We start from the raw sequence: 16919 nt of genomic DNA, 5'->3' as shown, positions 1-16919 counted from the left end.
TCTCCTTCACGCCCTGTTCTTTCAAGACATCCCCTCCCGCCGCTCGTCGAACTCGAGCAGCAGGTCCTGCAGGGCGTCGGCGCGCTCGCCGGCATCTTCCCATAGGCCGCGCTGGACGGCCTCGAGCAGCCGCTCGGCCATCTCCTCCAGCGCGGCGACGTTGTGCTCGCGCAGGAAGCGCTGGTTGGCATCGTCGAACACCAGGGCATCGCTCACCTGGGCGTACTGGTGATCGGGCACCAGGTCGGTGGTGGCGTCATAGGCGAACAGATAGTCCACGGTGGCCGCCATCTCGAAGGCGCCCTTGTAGCCGTGCTCGCGCATGGCCTCGATCCACTTGGGATTGAGCACTCGGGAGCGCACCACCCGCGTGATCTCCTCCTGCAGGGTGCGGATGCGCGGTCGCGCCGGGTTGGCATGGTCGGCGTGGTAGACGGCCGGCGCCTCGCCGCCCAGGGCGCGGCCGGCGTTGGCCATGCCGCCCTGGAAGGCGTAGTAGGTGCTGGAGTCGAGGATGTCGTGCTCGCGGTTGTCCTGGTTGTGCAGCACCGCCTGCAGCCCCACGAGCCGGTGCGCGAAGGCGCGGCGCGCGGCGGCGCCGGACTCGGGGAACTGGCCGTAGGCGTAGGCCCCGGCCGCGAGATAGGCCTCGGCCAGCTCGTCGGCGTCGTCCCAGGCGCGGCTGTCGACCAGCCGATCCAGGCCGGTGCCGTACTCGCCGGGCCGGCTGCCGAACACGCGGAAGCCCGCTTCCTGCTCGGCCGCCTCCGGCGAGAGCCCGGCGGCCTCCAGCTCGCCGCGGCGCGCCTCGACCGCGGCGCGGATGGTGTTGCCGTCGCCCGGCTCGTGATAGCCCGCCACCGCGCGCACCGCGGCGTCAAACAGCCGGACGACGTGGGGGAAGGCGTCGCGGAAGAAGCCGGACACCCGCAGGGTGACGTCCACCCGCGGCCGGCCCAGCAGCATGCTGGGGATCACCTCCACGTCGACCACCCGCTGCGAGCCCAGCGACCAGATCGGCCGCACGCCCATCAGCGCCATGGCCTGGGCGATGTCGTCACCGCCGGTGCGCATGGTGGCGGTGCCCCAGATCGACAGCCCCAGCCGACGCGGGTAGTCGCCGTGGTCCTGCAGGTAGCGCTCGACGAACGCCTGGGCCGAGGCCTCGCCCAGCGACCAGGCGGCGGGCGACGGCACGGCGCGGTTGTCGACGCTGAAGAAGTTGCGCCCGGTGGGCAGCACATCGAGCCTGCCGCGACTCGGCGCCCCGCTCGGGCCCGGCGGCACGGCGAGGCCGTCCAGCCCGTCGAGCAACGCGCCGATCTCGCGCTCGGCGCCGTGGCACATGGCGGCCCAGAGGCCGTCGCGGGCGTGGCAACACAGCGCCGCGGTGGCCGGCCAGTCGCGGACCAGCGCCTCGAGGTCGCCCGACGCCAGTACGTAACCTTCGACCAGCCGCTCGGCGAGCAACTCGAGGCGCTCGCGGGTATCGGCGGCGCTGCGCCAGGGCGAGCCCTCCAGCTCGGCCAACTCACTCAAGGCCGCCGGCCGCGGCCCCGTCCAGGGCTCGGCGCCGGCGGCCAGCGGATCGAAGCGCGCGCCCGCCTCGCGCAGGCCCAGGTCGTCGGCCAGGGCGTGCAGCAGGCCCTGCTGCGTCGACTTATCGCCTCGCGGCAGCCGCAGGATGGCGACCAGGGTCGCGGCCCGCTTGTCCGCCGGCGGCAGGGTGCCGAGCACATGCAGGCCGTGGCGGATCTGGGCCTCCTTGATATCGCACAGGAAGGTGTCGAGCTCGTTGAGCAGACGCTCGTCGTCGCCCTGGCAGGCCTCATCTCCCTCCCCCGTCGACTGATTCAGCTCGGCATCGATGCCGGTGCGTTTCAGGTGCTCGAGGATGCGCTCGCGCAGCAGGGCCTCGCGGCGCGGGTCCATGCCCAGCGCCTGGTAGTACTCGTCGGTCAGCGACTCGAGCTCGGCCAGCTCGCCGTAGAGCTCGGCCCGGGCCAGCGGCGGCATCAGGTGGTCGATGATCACCGCCTGGCAGCGGCGCTTGGCCTGGGCGCCCTCGCCCGGGTCGTTGACGATGAAGGGATAGAAGTGCGGCAGCGGACCCAGGGCGACGTCCGGCCAGCACTCGGCGGAGAGCGCCGTGCTCTTGCCGGGCAGCCACTCCAGATTGCCGTGCTTGCCGACGTGGATCACCGCGTCCACTCGGTAGTGCTCGCGCAGCCACAGGTAGAAGGCCAGGTAGCTATGGGGCGGCACCAGCTCGGTGTCGTGGTAGCTCTTGACCGGGTCGGCGTCCGGACCGGCATCGATGTCGCGTGCCGGCTGGATGCCGACGAAGGTCTCGCCGAGGCGGATGCCGGCGATCAAGAGCCGACCCTGGCGGTGCTTGGGATCGTCCTCGGGGGCGCCCCAGCGCCGCCAGACTGCCTGCTGCAAGGATTCCGGTAAGGTGCGGAACCAGGCCAGGTAGTCGTCGACGCCAAGGCTCTGCCAGCTACCGCGCCAGTGAAGCGACTGCGGATCGTTGGTCACGCTGCCCTGCAGGCGCCGGATCAGCTCGTCGCCGTCCTCGGGCAGGTCCGCCAGCGGATAGCCGGCACCTTCCAGCGCGCGCAGCAGCTGGACGGTGGAGGCCGGGGTGTCGAGGCCGACGCCGTTGCCGATGCGGCCGTCCCGCGTGGGGTAGTTGGCCAGCACCAGCGCCAGGCGCTTGTCGGCGTTGGCGGTGTGGCGCAGCCGCGCGTAGCGCCGCGCCAGTTCGGCGACGAAGGCGGCGCGCTCGGGGTGCAGCGCATGGCGCGTCACCGACAGCTGGCAGCGCTCGCTGTAATGGGCCTCGGCCTTGAAGCCCACCGCCCGGGTGATGACGCGCCCGTCCATCTCCGGCAGCACCACCTGCATGGCCACGTCGCGGCTGTGCAGGCCGGCGGCCTTGTCGCGCCAGTCGTCCAAGGGGCTGCTGGCCAGTATCGCCTGCAGCACCACCGGGCGGCCGGCGAACAGGCCCGCCGCGTCCTCCCCTCCTTCGCCGAACGCACCACCGGTGACCTCGCCCTCGTCGGGCTCGCGGTTGACCGAGAAGCCGGTGGTATTGACCACCAGGCCGGCACCGGTGCGCTCGATCAGGTGATCGACGAAGGCGACGCAGGCGTCCTCCTTCAGCGAGGCCACCGCCACCGCCAGCGGCGCCAGGCCCTCGGCCTCGAGCGCCGCGATCAGGCCGTCCAGCACCGCGGTGTTCGCCCCCTGCAGATGGCTGCGATAGAACAGCAGCAGGCAGACGGGACGCGCGGGATCGCGCTGCGCCTCCCAGTCCGCCAGGGTCGCTTCCGGCCGTGCCGGCAGGTAAAGCAGCGCATGGGGGATCGCCCGTGGCTCGCCCCAGTCGAGCGGCGCCGCCGCGCTCTGTTCCAAGCCCAGATGTTCCGCGCCGACGAAGCGCAGCAGCTGCTCGGCGTTGTCGGCGCCGCCCTCGCGCAGGTAGCGCCATACCCGACGGGCCGATTCGAACGGCACGCTGGAGGCCTCCAGCAGGGCATCGTCGGGAGCGTCGCAGCCCGGCACCAGGATCAGCTGCCGCTCGGGGTCCGCCGCCGCCCAGGCCCGCAGGCGATCGAAGCCGTACTGCCAGTAGGCGCTGCCGCCGAGCAGCGAGACGATCACCAGCCGCGCCTGGTCCAGCACCCGATCCTCGTAGAGGTCATAGGCGGCCGGCTTGACCAGGTTCATCCAGTTGGCGAGGCGCACCGAGGGATAGGCGTCGCCCAGCCGCTCGGCCGCCTGGGCCAGCGCCGACAGGCTGCTGTCGGCGGCCGACAGGATCACGACCTCGCCGGGCGACTGCTGCAGGTCGACGATGCCCTCGTCGTCGACGAAGCCTCCGGGCTTGGCGGCGAACAGGTGCATCAGGCGGGCGTCGCGCTCTCGGCGCCGGCCAGGGTGGCCTTCAGGACCTCGCGGTCCAGGTGCCGGCCGATGATGACCAGCTCGGTGTGGCGCGGCTCGTCCCGCGCCCACAGCCGGTCAAAGTAGCCGTCCAGGCGCTCGCCGACGGCCTGGATCACCCGGCGCATGGGCTTGCCGGGAATCGCCGCGAAGCCCTTGGCGCGATAGATTTCGTGTTCTTTCAGCAGCGCGGCCAGGCGCGCCTCCAGGGCCTCGGCGTCGACCTCGCCCAGGCGGATCACCAGGCCGTCGAAGTGATCGTGGGCGTGATCGTGATGGGCGCCCTCGGCGTGGTGGCGATCGTGGTGGTTGTCGATGCGGTCGATGCCCTCCTCGCTGGCCGCGCCGATGCCCATCAGGGCCTCAAGACGGGCCGGGTCGTCGGCCAGGCTCGGGTCGATAAACAGCGTCTTCACGGACTCGGGGACCTTGTCGGCCACCAGCGCCTCGACCCGATGGCGCTCGTCCTCGGTCAGCAGATCGCTCTTGCTGACCAGCACCAGGTCGGCGGCGCTCAGCTGGTCGTCCAGCAGCTCGCGCAGGCTGGGGTCGTGATCCAGGCTGTCGTCGGCGCGGCGCTGGGCCTCGACCTGGTCGACGTCGCTAGCGTAGCGGCCGGCGGCCACCGCCGGGCCGTCGACCACGGTGATGATGGCGTCGACGGTGCAGTGCTGGCGCACCTCCGGCCAGTTGAAGGCCTGCACCAGCGGCTTGGGCAGCGCCAGGCCGCTGGTCTCGATCAGGATGTGGTCGATGTCGTCGCGGCGCTCGACCAGCTTCTTCATCACCGGCAGGAACTCTTCCTCCACCGTGCAGCAGATGCAGCCGTTGGCCAGCTCATAGATGCCGCCGTCGTCGTCCAGTGCCACCGCCTCCTCGTCTTCACAGCCGATGGTGCAGCCACGCAGCAGACTGGAGTCGATGTCCTGCTCGCCGAACTCGTTGACGATCACGGCGATGCGCTTGCCGGTGATCCGGCGCAGAATGCCGGCCAGCAGCGTGGTCTTGCCGCTGCCGAGGAAGCCGGTCACCACCGTGGCGGGAATCTTGTCGAGTTTCATGCTTGGCATTCCTTGGTTTGATCGGGAGTCTGATCGAGCGTCTGGTCGAATCGAGAGACGTCGGCCTCGACCGCGGCCGCGCCGAACAGGCGGGCCACGGCGGCGGGGTTGTCGGGGAAGAACAGGTGCAGGTAGGACGCGGTCAAGCCTCGCGCGCGATAGATCGCCTCGCCCGGCGCGGGATGGCGCTGGCGGCGGCCGTGGGCGATGGGCTCGGGCGTGCCGCTGGCCTGGGAGCGGTGATGGGCGTGGCCGCGCACCGGCCCCTCGGGCAGCTCGGCGGTCTGCATGCCCTGGCAGCCTCGCCGCCCGCGCATGGCGCCGGCGCCGGGCAGCAGGCCCAGCATGGCGTGGGTCTCGCCGTCCTGGTCGGTCAAGGTCTCCAGGCAGTAGAGCAGCCCGCCACACTCGGCGAGGATCGGCAGATCGTCCTCGAAGGCCCGCTTGAGGTCGTCGCGCAGCGCGGCGTTGGCGGCCAGGCCTTCGGCGTGCAGCTCCGGGTAGCCCCCCGGCAGCCACAGGGCATCGCAGGCCGGCAGAGTCGTATCGGCCAACGGAGAAAAGAAGCGCAGCGTGGCGCCCATGCGCTCGAGCAGGTCCAGGTTGGCTTGATAGACGAAGCTGAAGGCGGCGTCCCACGCCACGGCGATGGTGCGGCCGGCCAGCCAGGCCGGCGGCGCGGAGGCATCAAGAGACACCGGGGTGAGGGCTACCGGCGGCAGCGCCAGCAGGGCCTCGGCCAGCCCTTCGGCGGCCAGCGCCTCGGCGCCGGCGTCGAAGCGCGCCTCCAGGTCGTCGCGAATCTCCTCGGCCTGGACCAGCCCCAGGTGGCGCTCGGGCAGCGCCAGGGCCGGATCGCGGGGCAGCGCCGCCAGCAGCGGCACGCTATCCGGCAGCGCCGCCTCAATCAGCTCGCGATGGCGGGGCGAACCGCAGGCGTTGGCGATCAGCCCGGCGATGCGCACGTCGTCGCGGAAGCCGGCCAGGCCGGCCACCAGCGCCGCCGCGGTCTGGGCCATGCCCTTGACGTCCATGACGATCACCATCGGCAGGCCGAACAGCGCGGCGAGATCGGCGCTGGAGGGCTCGCCGTCGAACAGCCCCATGGCGCCCTCGACCAGGATCAGGTCGGCCTCCCGGGCGGCCTCGAACAGCCGCTGGCGGCAGTAGGCCTCACCGGCCATCCACAGGTCGAGCGGGTCCACCGGCTGGCCGGAGGCCTGGGCCAGCACCCGCGGGTCCAGGTAGTCCGGCCCGGTCTTGAACACCCTCACCACCCTGCCCTGCCGGCGCAGCATCCGCGCCAGCGCCGCGGTCACGGTGGTCTTGCCCTGGCCCGAGGCCGGCGCGGCGACGAACACCGCCGGGCAGCCGACGGCATCGTCGTGCTCGTGCATCGCGTTCGCTTCCTTGACGTTCATGTCCGTGCCCATGCCATGGTCTCCAGGCCGGCCAACAGCCGGTAATCGGCGCCCAGCGCCCGAGCGATGTCGCGGCCGCGGCCGCGCTTCACGACGGCGGATTCGGTGTCGATGACCACGCAGTCGCCGAGCGGCGGCAGGCCGCCCAGCGGCTGGCGGGTGCGGCCATCGGTGATCAGATAGGTACGCACCTGCAGGCCGGCGTCCTGGCGGCGCCAGCGGCGAACCAGATGTGCCGCCTGCTGAACAGCCGCGCGCAGCGGCGTGCCGCCGCCGCCAGGCACGGCGTCGAGCCGTTCGAGCAGGTTCTTGGGCGCGCGGCGTCTTGGCTGGAGGGTCTCGATGCCGTCGTTGCCGAAGCCCAGCACCGCGATCTGCTCGCGGGCGGCGTAGGCCCGGCGGGCCAGCGCGTCGACCGCGCCCTTGGCCCGGCCCAGCAGGCGCCGGCCGAGGGTCGAGGCGGAGGTGTCCAGCAGCACGAGGTGCAGCATCGGCTGGCCAGAACGGGGGCGGTGATAGCGCAGGCGGCGCCAAGGGCGTCGACCGCGATGCTCGACCAGGGTCGCGAACCAGTCAGGCCGCGGCGCGGGATCGGCCGGCTCACTCTGTCGGCGATTCAGGCGACGATCCCGGCGGCGGCCCGCCTGACGGCCGGGACGCCGGCTGCTGGACGCGGCCGAGGCCGTCGCCGTCTTCGCTGGCGCAGCGGCGCCCTCGGGCAGCAACGGCATCGGCGTCGCGACACTCGGCTGCGCCACCGGCGGCATGGCGCCCCACTGACCCTGGGGCCGTGCATCGGCCCCGGGGGCCCGGGTGTCGTCGGAGACCGGCTTGCGTGAATCGTCGCCGCTGGCCCCGCCGCGGCCCGTCTCGCGCTCGCCGGGACCGTTCTTGCCGGACCCGCGCTCGCCAGGCCCGTTACTACCAGCACCTGAGTCGGAGCCGCCGCCGTTGTCGTCGGGGGCGACGGTGCGGCGGTGGGCCAGCACCCAGGGCTCGACGGCGTCGAGGTCCTCGCGCTCGACGCGCGCCGCGCCGCGCCAGGCCGCATGGGCCCGGGCGGCGCGGTGCCAGGTCACGTCGGCGCGCATGCCCTCGACCCCGGCGGCCTCGCTGCGCGCGGCGATATGCTCGTAGACCCAAGGCTCGGCCGTGATCCCGCCCAGCCGCTCGCGGGCCTCGGCCAGCCGCCGAGTCAGCGCCGCCTGCTCAGCCTCGTGGGCATCGACGAAGGCCCTGGAGTCGTGATCGAAGGCCTCGCGCTGGCGCAGGATCGCCACCCGCTCGGCCACGCCGGGGCTCGCCGCCTGCTCGACGCACAGGCCGAAGCGGTCGAGCAGCTGCGGGCGCAGCTCGCCCTCGTCGGGATTCATGGTGCCGATCAGGCTGAAGCGCGCGGGGTGGGCATGGCTCAGGCCGTCGCGCTCGACCCGGTTGACGCCGCTGGCGGCCACGTCGAGCAGCAGGTCGACCAGCGCATCCGGCAGCAGGTTGACCTCGTCGACATACAGCAGCCCGCCGTGGGCGCGGGCCAGCAGGCCTGGCTGGAAGCGCGCCTCACCCTCGGCGAGCACCCGCTGCAGATCCAGGCTGCCGGTCAGGCGCTCCTCGCTGGCGCCCAGCGGCAGGGTCACCAGCGACGGCCGCCGGCCCTCGGCATCCTCCGGCAGGATCGCCGCCAGCGCCCGGGCCAGGGTCGACTTGGCGCTGCCCCTGGGGCCGCTGATCAACACGCCACCGATGAAGGGATCGATGACGTTGAGCAGCAGCGCGGTCTTGAGCGCCGGCTGGCCGACGACAGCGACGAAGGGGAATTCGGGCACGGCGGTCATGGCATCGCCACCCGGCATCGGGCAGGCGCGACGAGAACACGACGGCGGGGACGCCACCGGTAGGAGGCATCGGGAAACGCAGGCATTTTGATCCTCTCGGTGCCCACCGCACCGCACTGGGATGACACGAAACGACAGGCCGGTCTCCGGGCTCGAAGGTGGCACTCGCCGGGGCATGGCCCTGGGTGTGGTGCCGTGATCCGCACCTTCCCGGCGGGTCGCCAGTGGTCATCGCGGATCGCGCTTCATTACCGTTGCGGGGGCAGCGCTGGGATCGGCCGTGGCCTCACCAGACTTCCCGATTATCCCCCAGATCGTCAGGGGCACCTGTCTTCGGAGACAGTATCGTAATGGACCGGTTACGCCCTGCGCAATCGTCGACTACCGCAGCCTCGAAGACCTTGCCGACACTATGAGTTATGTTATAACATTACTTTTTATATCGCTTAACGTCTTCCGCATCCGGGGCCACTATCCCGCGCCGAAGGGAGTGGAAAATGCACCGAAAATCGTGGCAATCTCCCAACGCCGGCCGCTCATGTCACCCACGCCACCTGGACACCATCGCATGACTCTCGCTCGCAAACTACTGGCAGCACTCACGCTCATCCCGGCATCATCCGCCTGGTCGGAGGCCACGCATTATCCGCTAACGCTGATGAATTGCGGGCGAGAAATTCACATTGATACTGCACCGAAACGCACCGTCACTATCGGTCAGTCGGCGACCGAAACGCTCTACGCCTTGGGCCTGGACAATCGCGTTGTCGGCACCTCGGTCTGGTTCACCCCGGTACTGCCGGAATTCCAGGAAGCCAACGCCGATATCGAGCGACTTGCCGACAATGACCCGAGCTTCGAAGGGGTGGTAAACCGTCGCCCTGGCCTGGTCGCAGCCCAGTACGAATGGCACGTCGGCCCCACCGGCAGCGTGGCCACCCGCGACCAGTTCCAGGATCTCGGCATCGACACCTACATCATGCCCGCAGACTGCGACACCAAGGACAATGCCACCGGCGGCGACGGCACTCGCACCGCCGCCTTCTCCACCGAATCGGTCTACAAGAGCATTCATGAACTGGCCGCCATTTTCGACGTCAATGATGCCGGCGATAAGCTCATTGATGAGCTGAAAGAGCGCGAGGGAAATGCCATTTCCCGCGCCGAGTCGCTGTCGCTTCCTGACGACCTTTCGGCGGTATTCTGGTTCTCTTCTCCCGACGACTCATCGGATCCCTACGTCGCCGGAAGGCTCGGCGCCCCCGGCTACATGATGGACAAGCTGGGCATCCAGAACGTCATCCAGTCGAACGAGGAATGGCCGACCGTGGGCTGGGAAACGATCGCCCGCGCCGACCCAGACATCATCGTGATCGCGACGATGGACCGCCGCCGCTATGCGGCAGACAGCGCCGAGACCAAGCGCGACTTCCTGCGCAACGATCCCGTGGCACAAGAGATGTCAGCGGTGAAAAATGGCCACATCATCGAGATGGATGCCCACGCCATGAGTGCGACGATGCGTACCGTCTACGGCTTGGAGACGCTGGTCGAGGCCCTGTCGATCCAGTCGTTCGATCGATGACTGACGCCGCTCGCTCCCTGACGTCGGCCACGGCGCCCTCCGGGTACTCCAAGGCCGCGCGCCCTGCCCGTCTCGGGCCTTCGGCACGCTCCGCATGGCACTGGTGCTGGCTGGCACCGCTGCTGCTGTTCGCCGCGGTGATGGCAGGCACCGCCATCGGCGAGACCGCGATTCCGCTCGATACCATTCTCAAGGTGCTGGCCAACCATATCGGCGGCGCAACCTTTGCGGTAGATCGCATCGACGCCGGCATCGTCTGGGAATACCGCCTGAGCCGGGCGATCCTCGCCGCCTGCTGCGGCGCCGGCCTGGCCTTGGCCGGGGTAGTGCTGCAGGCGCTGCTGCGCAACCCGCTCGCCGACCCCTTCCTGATGGGTATCTCCGCCGGCGCCTCCACCGGCGCCGTCTCGGTGGCCATCCTCGGCATCGGCGCCGGTACCCTGACGCTGTCACTCGGTGCCTTCGCCGGTGCCGGCCTGGCCTTCGGCCTGGTGGTGATGCTGGCCCACACCGCCGGCAGCGGCACCGGCGGCGGCCGCGCAACCCATGCCGCCGGCGCCATCATCCTCGCCGGCATCGCCGGCTCGCAGCTGTTCAATGCCCTCACCGCGCTGATCATCGCCAAGTCGGCGAGCGCCGAGCAGGCCCGCGGCATCATGTTCTGGCTGATGGGTAACCTCTCGGGCGTGCGCTGGAGCGACGTCGCCCTGGCGCTGCCCGCCGCTCTGACGGGCCTGGCGATCTGCCTGTGGTACCGGCGCGCCCTGGACGCCTTCACCTTCGGCGCCGACAGCGCCGCCTCGCTGGGCATCCCCGTGCGCCGGGTGCGTGGGGTGTTGATTGCCGCCATGGCGCTGGTCACCGCCGCCATGGTGTCCATGGTCGGCGCCATCGGCTTCGTCGGTCTGGTGATTCCCCATGCCATGCGCTTTCTCGTCGGCAGCCGCCATACCCGGCTAGTGCCGGCCTCGGCCCTGGCCGGCGCCGTCTTCCTGATCGGCTCGGACGTCCTCTCACGCATTCTGGTGCCGGGGCAGGTGCTGCCGATCGGCGTGGTCACCGCGCTGATCGGCGCCCCGGCATTCGCCGTGATCCTGGTTCGTGGCACGAGGGCACGATGAGACTGACAGCGGAACGGATCGACTGGACGGTGCATGGCCACAGGCTGCTGGGCAACGTCAACCTGACGGTGGAATCGGGCGAGACCTTCGGCCTGATCGGGCCGAACGGGTCCGGCAAGACCACCCTGATGCGCCTACTGGCCGGATTGCGCCGGCCGAAAGTCGGCCGCGTGCTGATGGACGACCGCCCCATGGCGGGGATGCCGCAACGTGACATCGCCCGGGCCATCGCCTTCGTCGAGCAGCAGGCAGATACCTTCGAGCGTATCCAGGTCCATCAGGCGGTCGCCCTGGGGCGCACCCCTTTTCTCTCGCCGCTGCACGCCTGGTCCGATCTGGACGACGCCACCGTGGCGCACGCCCTCGACGCCGTCGGCATGAGCCGCCTGGCGGATCGCCTGTGGCACACCCTCTCCGGTGGCGAACGCCAGCGCGTACACATCGCCCGCGCCCTGGCCCAGCAGCCCCGCGCCCTGCTGCTCGACGAACCCACCAACCACCTGGACATCCGCCATCAGCTGTCGATCCTGCGCCTGGTCGGGCAGCTGCCGATCACGGTGGTGATCGCCCTGCACGATCTCAACCAGGCCATGGACTGCGATCGCATCGGGGTGATGGACGGCGGACGCCTGATCGCCGTCGGCCCGCCCCGGGAGGTGCTGACCGTCGAGCGGCTGCGCCATACCTTCGGCGTGCACGCCGACTTCCTCGACGACCCCAGAGAGGGCCGATCGATGCTGCGCTTCCGCCACGCGCTCTAGGCAATGTCCGAGAACTGCCCTCGCTCGTCGGCTTTTCAGACACTGCCTAGGCCGCTACCCTGCCAAACTCCACGATGAGAGGGCTCGATATGCTCGACAAGAAAGCCAGCCGACAGATGGAGCGCAGGCTGACCCAGGCCCTGACCGGCGCCTGCGAGACCGCCAAGCCACTGCTGCCTGGCTTCGCCTGGCTGACTCACCTGGTGGACTACCGCTGCTTTCCCGACAGCATACGGGTGGTCTGGGTGTTCGAGACCCAGGACGACCTGGCTCGCGCCCTCAAGGGCGACGGCCGCCGGCGCATGCACGAGCTCACCGAGGCCGCGCTGTTCGAGGTGGACGTGAACGTTCGCGACATCGACGCCCATCTGGATGTCGACAGCGAAGAGGAGTGCCGCCGCGTGCACGGCGGCGATTGGGAACGTCGGCTGTCCATACTGGAGCGCCACTGAATGGCCAAGCGCATCGACAGCCCCTGCGTCTCGATCTGCCAGCTGAAGGGTGGGCTGTGCGTCGGCTGCGGTCGCACCACCGAGGAGATCACCCGCTGGCAGTCGATGAAGCGTCCGGAGCGCATGCAGACCAATCAGCGTGCGGCGCAGCGGCTGAAGAAGATCCGGAGCGACTGAGCGGCGCTTCAGCGTATGGGAACGAAAACGGGGGCGCCGTCTACCTCCACGCAAGTCAACGGCTGGTCGTAGAGCCGCTCCAGGGCGGCGGGCGCCAGCATGGCCTCGGCCGGGCCCCAGCAGGCCTCGCCGTCGGGGTAGAGCAGCAGCAGGTGGCTGCACCAGCGAGCGGCAAGGTTGAGGTCGTGCAGGCACATGATCACGCCTCGCCCCCGCTCGGCCTGCTCCGCGAGCAGCGTCATGATCGCCACCTGATGATGAAGGTCGAGGTGGTTGGTAGGCTCGTCGGCGAGCCAGAAGCGCGGCGACTGGGTCAGCACCGTGGCCAGGCTGACCCGCTGGCGCTCGCCGCCAGAGAGCGTCGCCAGCTCGCGCTCGGCGAGGTGCGAGAGCTCGAGTCGTTCGAGTGCCGACTCGGCCCGGGCGTGGTCATCGGGCCCTTCCTGGCGCCAGGGCGAGAGGAACGGATGGCGGCCGATCAGCGCGGTCTCGCGCACCGTGGCCGGGAAATCGTCGTGGCGCTCCTGGAACACCACGCCAAGGTGTCGGGCCAGCTCGCGGCGTCGCCGGCGGGCCAGCGGCCTACCGCCGAGGCTCACCTCCCCCGCCCGCGGCGGGCGCAGCCCGGCCAGGGTATGCAGCAACGTGGTCTTGCCGGCGCCGTTGGGCCCGAGCACCCCCCAGCGCTGGCCGGGCTCGATGGCGAGATCGAGCGCCCGACCGCCCTCGCGCCCCGGCACGTCGATGACCAGGCCTCTCGCTTCCAGGCCCTTTCCTTCCAGGCCCTTCGCCGCCGGGCCCGTCATCGTTGGCTCCGCTGCAACAGGTAGAGGAAGGTCGGCACCCCGATCAGCGCGGTGATCACGCCCACCGGCAGCTGCTGCGGGGCGATCAGGGTACGCGCCAGGGTGTCGGCCAGGGTCAGCAGGGTGCCGCCGGCCAGCAGGCTGGCCGGCAGGATCAGTCGCTGGTCGTTGCCTAGCCGCAGGCGCAGCATATGCGGCACCATCAGCCCGACGAAGCCGACGCTGCCGGCGGTGGTCACCGCCATGGCGGTGATGAAGCTCGCCAGCAGGTAGAGGGTCCACTCCAGCGGCCGCACCGCCACGCCCAGGGCAGCGGCCTGCAGCCCGCCCCGGGCCAGCACGTTGAGCGTGCGCCCCAGCGGCAGCACCACGGCCAGGCCCGCGGCGGCCGTCGCCAGCACCGGCCAGGGGCTGCCCGCGTAGGCGAGATCGCCCATCAGCCAGTAGAGCATGCCGGGCAGGCGCTCCACCGGGCTGACCGCCAGCAGGAAGGTGATCAGCGCGCCCCAGCCGGACGCCATCACCACCCCGGTGAGCAGCAGCCGAGTGGGCGTCCAGCTGCCGCCGCCATGGGCCAGGCCGAACACGATCAGCGTCGAGGCCAGCGCCCCGGCGAAGGCCGCGCCGCCCACCAGGGTAGCGCCCAGGCCGGCGAGCATGGCCAGCAGTGCGGCCACCGAGGCCCCGCCGGAAAGCCCCAGTACATAGGGGTCGGCCAGCGGATTGCGCAGCAGGATCTGCATCAGCGCCCCGGCCACCGCCAGCAGCGCCCCGGTGCCGAACGCCGCCAGCGACCGGGGCAAGCGGAGTTCGAGCACCAGGGTGCGATGCAGGGCCTCGCCGTCGCCGGCCAGCACCGACAGCAGCTCGCCGGGACCCAGGGAGACGCTGCCCAGCGCCAGAGCCACCAGTTGGGAAAGCAGCGCCGCCAGCGCCAGTACCCCCAGCGCGCCCGTGCCCGGCCGCCGGACGAGACGAGACGCCCTAGCGCCGCCCACGGGCCGTCTCCAGATGGGCGCACAGCGCCCGAGTGCCCTCGACCAGCCGCGGCGTGGCGCGCTGCACCAGGTCCGGGTCGATGAAGAACAGGTTGTCGCGACGCACCGCAGTCAGCTCGGGGAACGCGCGCCAGGCCTCGAGCCAGGAGGAATCGGCCTTGCCCATGCCGCCGGTGACGATGACCTCGGGATCCCGGGCCAGCACCGCCTCGCGGGCGATGCGCGGCACCAGCGGCGCCTCGTCGGCGAACAGATTCTCGCCGCCGCACAGCGCCAGGGCATGGCTGATCCAATGCTCGCCGTTGACGGTCATCAGCGGCTGCTCCCAGACCTGGTAGAAGACCGGCACCGGGGCGGCGTCGGCATAGCGGCGTCGAAGCTCGGCCACCTCGTCGCGCAGCCGCGCGGCCGCGTCATGGCCCTCGACCTCGCTGCCGGCCAGCGACCCGAGACGCTCCAGGCTCGCGGCGATGGCGGCGAAGTCCTCGGCATCGGAGAAATACACCGGCAGGCCGAGCGTGGGCAGGCGATCGATCTGCTCGCGAGGATTGCCCCCGGCCCAGGCCACCACCAGGTCAGGCTCGAGGGCCAGCAGCGCCTCGAGATCGAGGCGGTCGTAGCTGCCCACCCGGGGCAACGACTCGGCCGCAGGCGGGTAGTCGCTGAAGCTGACCGCCCCCACTACCCGCTCGCCGGCGCCGGCGGCGAACAGCAGCTCGGTCACGCCGGGCGACAGCGCCACGATGCGCCGCGCCGGGGCATCCAGGCAGACCTCACGCTCAGCGTCGTCGGTGACGCAGACATCGGCGGCGGCCTGGGCCGGCACGAGACCCGCCAGCCCCAGTCCGACCAGCAGGCCCGCGCTGCGGCCCCACCCCCGGGCCAGCGCCATGGTTCGTTGCATGCCAGCTTGCCAGGACATCAGCCGCCGAAGCTTACGCTGAGGAAGGCCGCGCGCCCGGCGTCGCGATAGGCGTAGTCGTTGAAGCTGTCGTAGGTGGTGACGTACTCCTTGTCGAAGACGTTCTCCAGCATCAGTCGAGCCGACCAGCCCGGGGCGAAGTCCCAGCCGGCGCGCAGGTTGAGAATGCCGAAGCCGGGCAGGCGCTGCTCGTTGTCCACATCATTGTAGCGATGTCCCTGGGCGATCCAGGAACCGCCGAGCGTCCAGTCGCCCAGCGCCCGGTCGGCGTCGAAGCGCAGGCTGCGCGAGGCACGGCGCACCAGGCGCTTGCCGGTCTCGCGGTTCTCCGGGTCGGTGTAGGTCAGGGCGGCACGCAGCGTCCAGTCGTTGACGTCGGCGCCGGTGGCGATCTCCACGCCGCGGATGCGGGCCCGGTCGACGTTGAAGGGGGCGAAGCGGCCGTTGCGCAGGGTGTTGGCGATCATGTCGTCGATCTCGGTGCGGTACAGCGCCAGGTCCCAGAAGCCGCGGCCGAGCTGACCGCGCAGGCCGAGTTCGATGCTCTCCGAGTGCTCCGCCTCGAGATCGGGATTGCCGAAGTTGGGGAAATAGAGCTCGTTGAAGGTCGGCGCGCGGAAGGCGGTGCCGTAGCTGGCGCGCAGGGTATGGATCTCGTCGAGGGCATAACCCAGCGCCAGGCTGCCGGTGACCTCCTCGCCGAAGGCCTCGTTGTCGTCGTGGCGCAGAGCGGCCTGCACGGAGAACGGGGAGAAGTCCAGCAGCGCCTGGCTGAACACGGCCAGGTTGTCGCGGCTGTCCTCGACGTAGGCGGTGGTGCCGGAGACGTCGTCGCGGGCGTACTCGGCGCCGGCGACCAGCTGGTGGGGCCCCAGATCCAGGGTGTTCTCCCAACGGGCGGTGCGCGTGCGGGTGTCAATCACCGAATCGCCGAAGTCGTCGTGGTTGTCGCTCTCGTCCCGGGCCTCGCTCAGCGTCAGGCGGCTGCCCCAGGCCTCGGTGATCGGCAGCTCGCCGTAGACTCCGGCCACCTGCTGGGCATAATCGGTATCGCCGCCCACGAACTCGGTGTTGCCGCGGGAGCGCAGCCCCACCAGGCCCAGCTCGGCGCCGCCGGCGAAGGTATGAGAGAGACGCACCAGGCCGGTGGTGTTGTCGTAGCTCTTGTCGCCCTGGCCGTCGACGATCTCGTAGCCGTTGCTGTCCAGATGGCTGGCGGCGACGTGATAGCGAGTGCCGCCCTCGCCGCCGGACAGCGCGGCGCTGCCCCGCCGGGTATCGAAGCTGCCGCCACCCAGGGTGACGCTCGGTGTCGGTTCGCCCTCGCCCCGGGGGGTGAACAGCTGGACCACGCCGCCCACGGCATCGGCGCCGTAGAGGCTGCCCCGCGGGCCGCGCACGACCTCGACGCGCTCGAACATGCGCGGGTCGAGGAATTGCCAGGCCGGGCTACCGAGCGTCGCGGAGCGCAGCCGGATGCCGTCGATCATCAGCGGCGTGGATTCGCTGCCGGTACCGCGCAGATAGACGCTGCTGGTCTTGCCGAAGGCGCCGTTGGAGGAGACGTCGACGCCAGGCCGGGCACGCAGGATGTCGGTGATGCCCTTGGGATCCTGACGGCGCAGGGCTTGCTCGTCGATGACGGTGACCGAGGCCAGGCTCTCCTCGGCGGTGCGCGGCGCCAGGGCGGCGGTCACTACCAGCGGGTTGAGCGTCTGTGAGGCGGCATCGTCCGCCGCGGCGGTCGTCTCGCCCTGGGCCTGCACGGCCAGCGGCAGCGCGGCCAGGGCGAAGGCCAGGCCGCGGGAGGAATGGGGCTTGTTCATGGG

At 70.8% G+C, this 16919-nt stretch carries 13 protein-coding genes and 1 riboswitch; of the genes, 5 read left to right on the top strand and 8 right to left on the bottom strand.

The genetic code is table 11. The features are described 5' to 3' along the window. Positions 1–21 precede the first annotated feature (21 nt). From cobN to ACGTN6_RS13635, 4 genes are read right to left on the bottom strand one after another with little or no spacing between them, the layout of a single operon-like run. Positions 22–3915 (bottom strand): cobaltochelatase subunit CobN, encoded by a 3894-nt coding sequence (cobN, locus tag ACGTN6_RS13650; protein WP_394592387.1) that lies wholly within the window; start codon positions 3913–3915, stop codon positions 22–24. Next, positions 3915–5015: a cobalamin biosynthesis protein CobW gene (cobW, locus tag ACGTN6_RS13645; RefSeq protein ID WP_394592385.1), complete on the bottom strand. Its 1101-nt coding sequence runs from the start codon at positions 5013–5015 to the stop codon at positions 3915–3917. Before cobW ends, cobN begins: the two co-directional genes overlap by 1 nt. After that, a complete protein-coding gene (locus ACGTN6_RS13640) occupies positions 5012–6436 on the bottom strand; it encodes a cobyrinate a,c-diamide synthase (protein ID WP_394592508.1) in 1425 nt (474 codons plus the stop codon). The genes cobW and ACGTN6_RS13640 overlap by 4 nt, the downstream gene beginning before the upstream one ends. Then, positions 6433–8268, bottom strand: coding sequence for an AAA family ATPase (locus ACGTN6_RS13635; protein WP_394592383.1), 1836 nt, complete (start codon positions 8266–8268; stop codon positions 6433–6435). The genes ACGTN6_RS13640 and ACGTN6_RS13635 overlap by 4 nt, the downstream gene beginning before the upstream one ends. A gap of 120 nt (positions 8269–8388) precedes the next feature. Next, a riboswitch (cobalamin riboswitch) is annotated at positions 8389–8614 on the bottom strand. Between the two features lie 222 nt (positions 8615–8836). Here ACGTN6_RS13635 and ACGTN6_RS13630 point away from each other — a divergent pair. The 5 genes from ACGTN6_RS13630 to ACGTN6_RS13610 all read left to right on the top strand — a co-directional run bounded on the left by ACGTN6_RS13630 (position 8837) and on the right by ACGTN6_RS13610 (position 12364). Further along, complete coding sequence (locus ACGTN6_RS13630; RefSeq protein ID WP_394592381.1) at positions 8837–9853, top strand: ABC transporter substrate-binding protein; 1017 nt, start codon at positions 8837–8839, stop codon at positions 9851–9853. Between the two features lie 140 nt (positions 9854–9993). After that, positions 9994–10974, top strand: a complete 981-nt coding sequence (locus tag ACGTN6_RS13625) for a FecCD family ABC transporter permease (RefSeq protein ID WP_394592507.1) — start codon at positions 9994–9996, stop codon at positions 10972–10974. Next, positions 10971–11735: an ABC transporter ATP-binding protein gene (locus ACGTN6_RS13620; RefSeq protein ID WP_394592379.1), complete on the top strand. Its 765-nt coding sequence runs from the start codon at positions 10971–10973 to the stop codon at positions 11733–11735. Before ACGTN6_RS13625 ends, ACGTN6_RS13620 begins: the two co-directional genes overlap by 4 nt. Before the next feature lie 89 nt (positions 11736–11824). After that, the gene (locus tag ACGTN6_RS13615) at positions 11825–12187 is read left to right on the top strand and encodes a hypothetical protein (RefSeq protein WP_394592377.1); all 363 of its coding nucleotides are present in this window, start codon (positions 11825–11827) and stop codon (positions 12185–12187) included. Beyond that, a complete protein-coding gene (locus ACGTN6_RS13610; protein ID WP_394592375.1) occupies positions 12188–12364 on the top strand; it encodes a DUF1289 domain-containing protein in 177 nt (58 codons plus the stop codon). An 8-nt stretch (positions 12365–12372) separates the two neighbouring features. Here the strand turns inward: ACGTN6_RS13610 and ACGTN6_RS13605 are convergent, their stop codons facing one another. From ACGTN6_RS13605 to ACGTN6_RS13590, 4 genes are read right to left on the bottom strand one after another with little or no spacing between them, the layout of a single operon-like run. Then, on the bottom strand, positions 12373–13170 hold the full coding sequence (locus ACGTN6_RS13605) for an ABC transporter ATP-binding protein (RefSeq protein ID WP_394592373.1): 798 nt from the start codon (positions 13168–13170) through the stop codon (positions 12373–12375). Beyond that, complete coding sequence (locus ACGTN6_RS13600; protein WP_394592371.1) at positions 13167–14168, bottom strand: FecCD family ABC transporter permease; 1002 nt, start codon at positions 14166–14168, stop codon at positions 13167–13169. The genes ACGTN6_RS13605 and ACGTN6_RS13600 overlap by 4 nt, the downstream gene beginning before the upstream one ends. Further along, entirely contained in the window at positions 14155–15072 is a 918-nt protein-coding gene (locus ACGTN6_RS13595; RefSeq protein ID WP_394592369.1) for a cobalamin-binding protein, read from the bottom strand. The genes ACGTN6_RS13600 and ACGTN6_RS13595 overlap by 14 nt, the downstream gene beginning before the upstream one ends. A gap of 17 nt (positions 15073–15089) precedes the next feature. After that, positions 15090–16916 carry a TonB-dependent receptor domain-containing protein gene (locus tag ACGTN6_RS13590; protein WP_394592367.1) on the bottom strand — a complete coding sequence of 609 codons (1827 nt, stop codon included), beginning with the start codon at positions 16914–16916 and terminating at the stop codon, positions 15090–15092. Between the last annotated feature and the right edge of the window lie 3 nt (positions 16917–16919).

The sequence above is a fragment of the Halomonas sp. B23F22_20 genome (genome assembly GCF_043496985.1).
Lineage (GTDB): Bacteria > Pseudomonadota > Gammaproteobacteria > Pseudomonadales > Halomonadaceae > Halomonas.
Note: the sequence above shows the minus strand (reverse complement) of the source record. Positions and strands in the feature narration are given on the sequence as shown.

What these genes read in the sequence shown, in the direction of transcription:
- ACGTN6_RS13640 (WP_394592508.1), bottom strand. Translation starts at nt 6,436, where the DNA reads ATGAACGTCAAGGAAGCGAACGCGATGCACGAGCACGACGATGCCGTC.
- cobW (WP_394592385.1), bottom strand. Translation starts at nt 5,015, where the DNA reads ATGAAACTCGACAAGATTCCCGCCACGGTGGTGACCGGCTTCCTCGGC.
- ACGTN6_RS13635 (WP_394592383.1), bottom strand. Translation starts at nt 8,268, where the DNA reads ATGACCGCCGTGCCCGAATTCCCCTTCGTCGCTGTCGTCGGCCAGCCG.
- cobN (WP_394592387.1), bottom strand. Translation starts at nt 3,915, where the DNA reads ATGCACCTGTTCGCCGCCAAGCCCGGAGGCTTCGTCGACGACGAGGGC.
- ACGTN6_RS13620 (WP_394592379.1), top strand. Translation starts at nt 10,971, where the DNA reads ATGAGACTGACAGCGGAACGGATCGACTGGACGGTGCATGGCCACAGG.
- ACGTN6_RS13630 (WP_394592381.1), top strand. Translation starts at nt 8,837, where the DNA reads ATGACTCTCGCTCGCAAACTACTGGCAGCACTCACGCTCATCCCGGCA.
- ACGTN6_RS13590 (WP_394592367.1), bottom strand. Translation starts at nt 16,916, where the DNA reads ATGAACAAGCCCCATTCCTCCCGCGGCCTGGCCTTCGCCCTGGCCGCG.
- ACGTN6_RS13610 (WP_394592375.1), top strand. Translation starts at nt 12,188, where the DNA reads ATGGCCAAGCGCATCGACAGCCCCTGCGTCTCGATCTGCCAGCTGAAG.
- ACGTN6_RS13605 (WP_394592373.1), bottom strand. Translation starts at nt 13,170, where the DNA reads ATGACGGGCCCGGCGGCGAAGGGCCTGGAAGGAAAGGGCCTGGAAGCG.
- ACGTN6_RS13615 (WP_394592377.1), top strand. Translation starts at nt 11,825, where the DNA reads ATGCTCGACAAGAAAGCCAGCCGACAGATGGAGCGCAGGCTGACCCAG.
- ACGTN6_RS13595 (WP_394592369.1), bottom strand. Translation starts at nt 15,072, where the DNA reads ATGCAACGAACCATGGCGCTGGCCCGGGGGTGGGGCCGCAGCGCGGGC.
- ACGTN6_RS13625 (WP_394592507.1), top strand. Translation starts at nt 9,994, where the DNA reads ATGGCAGGCACCGCCATCGGCGAGACCGCGATTCCGCTCGATACCATT.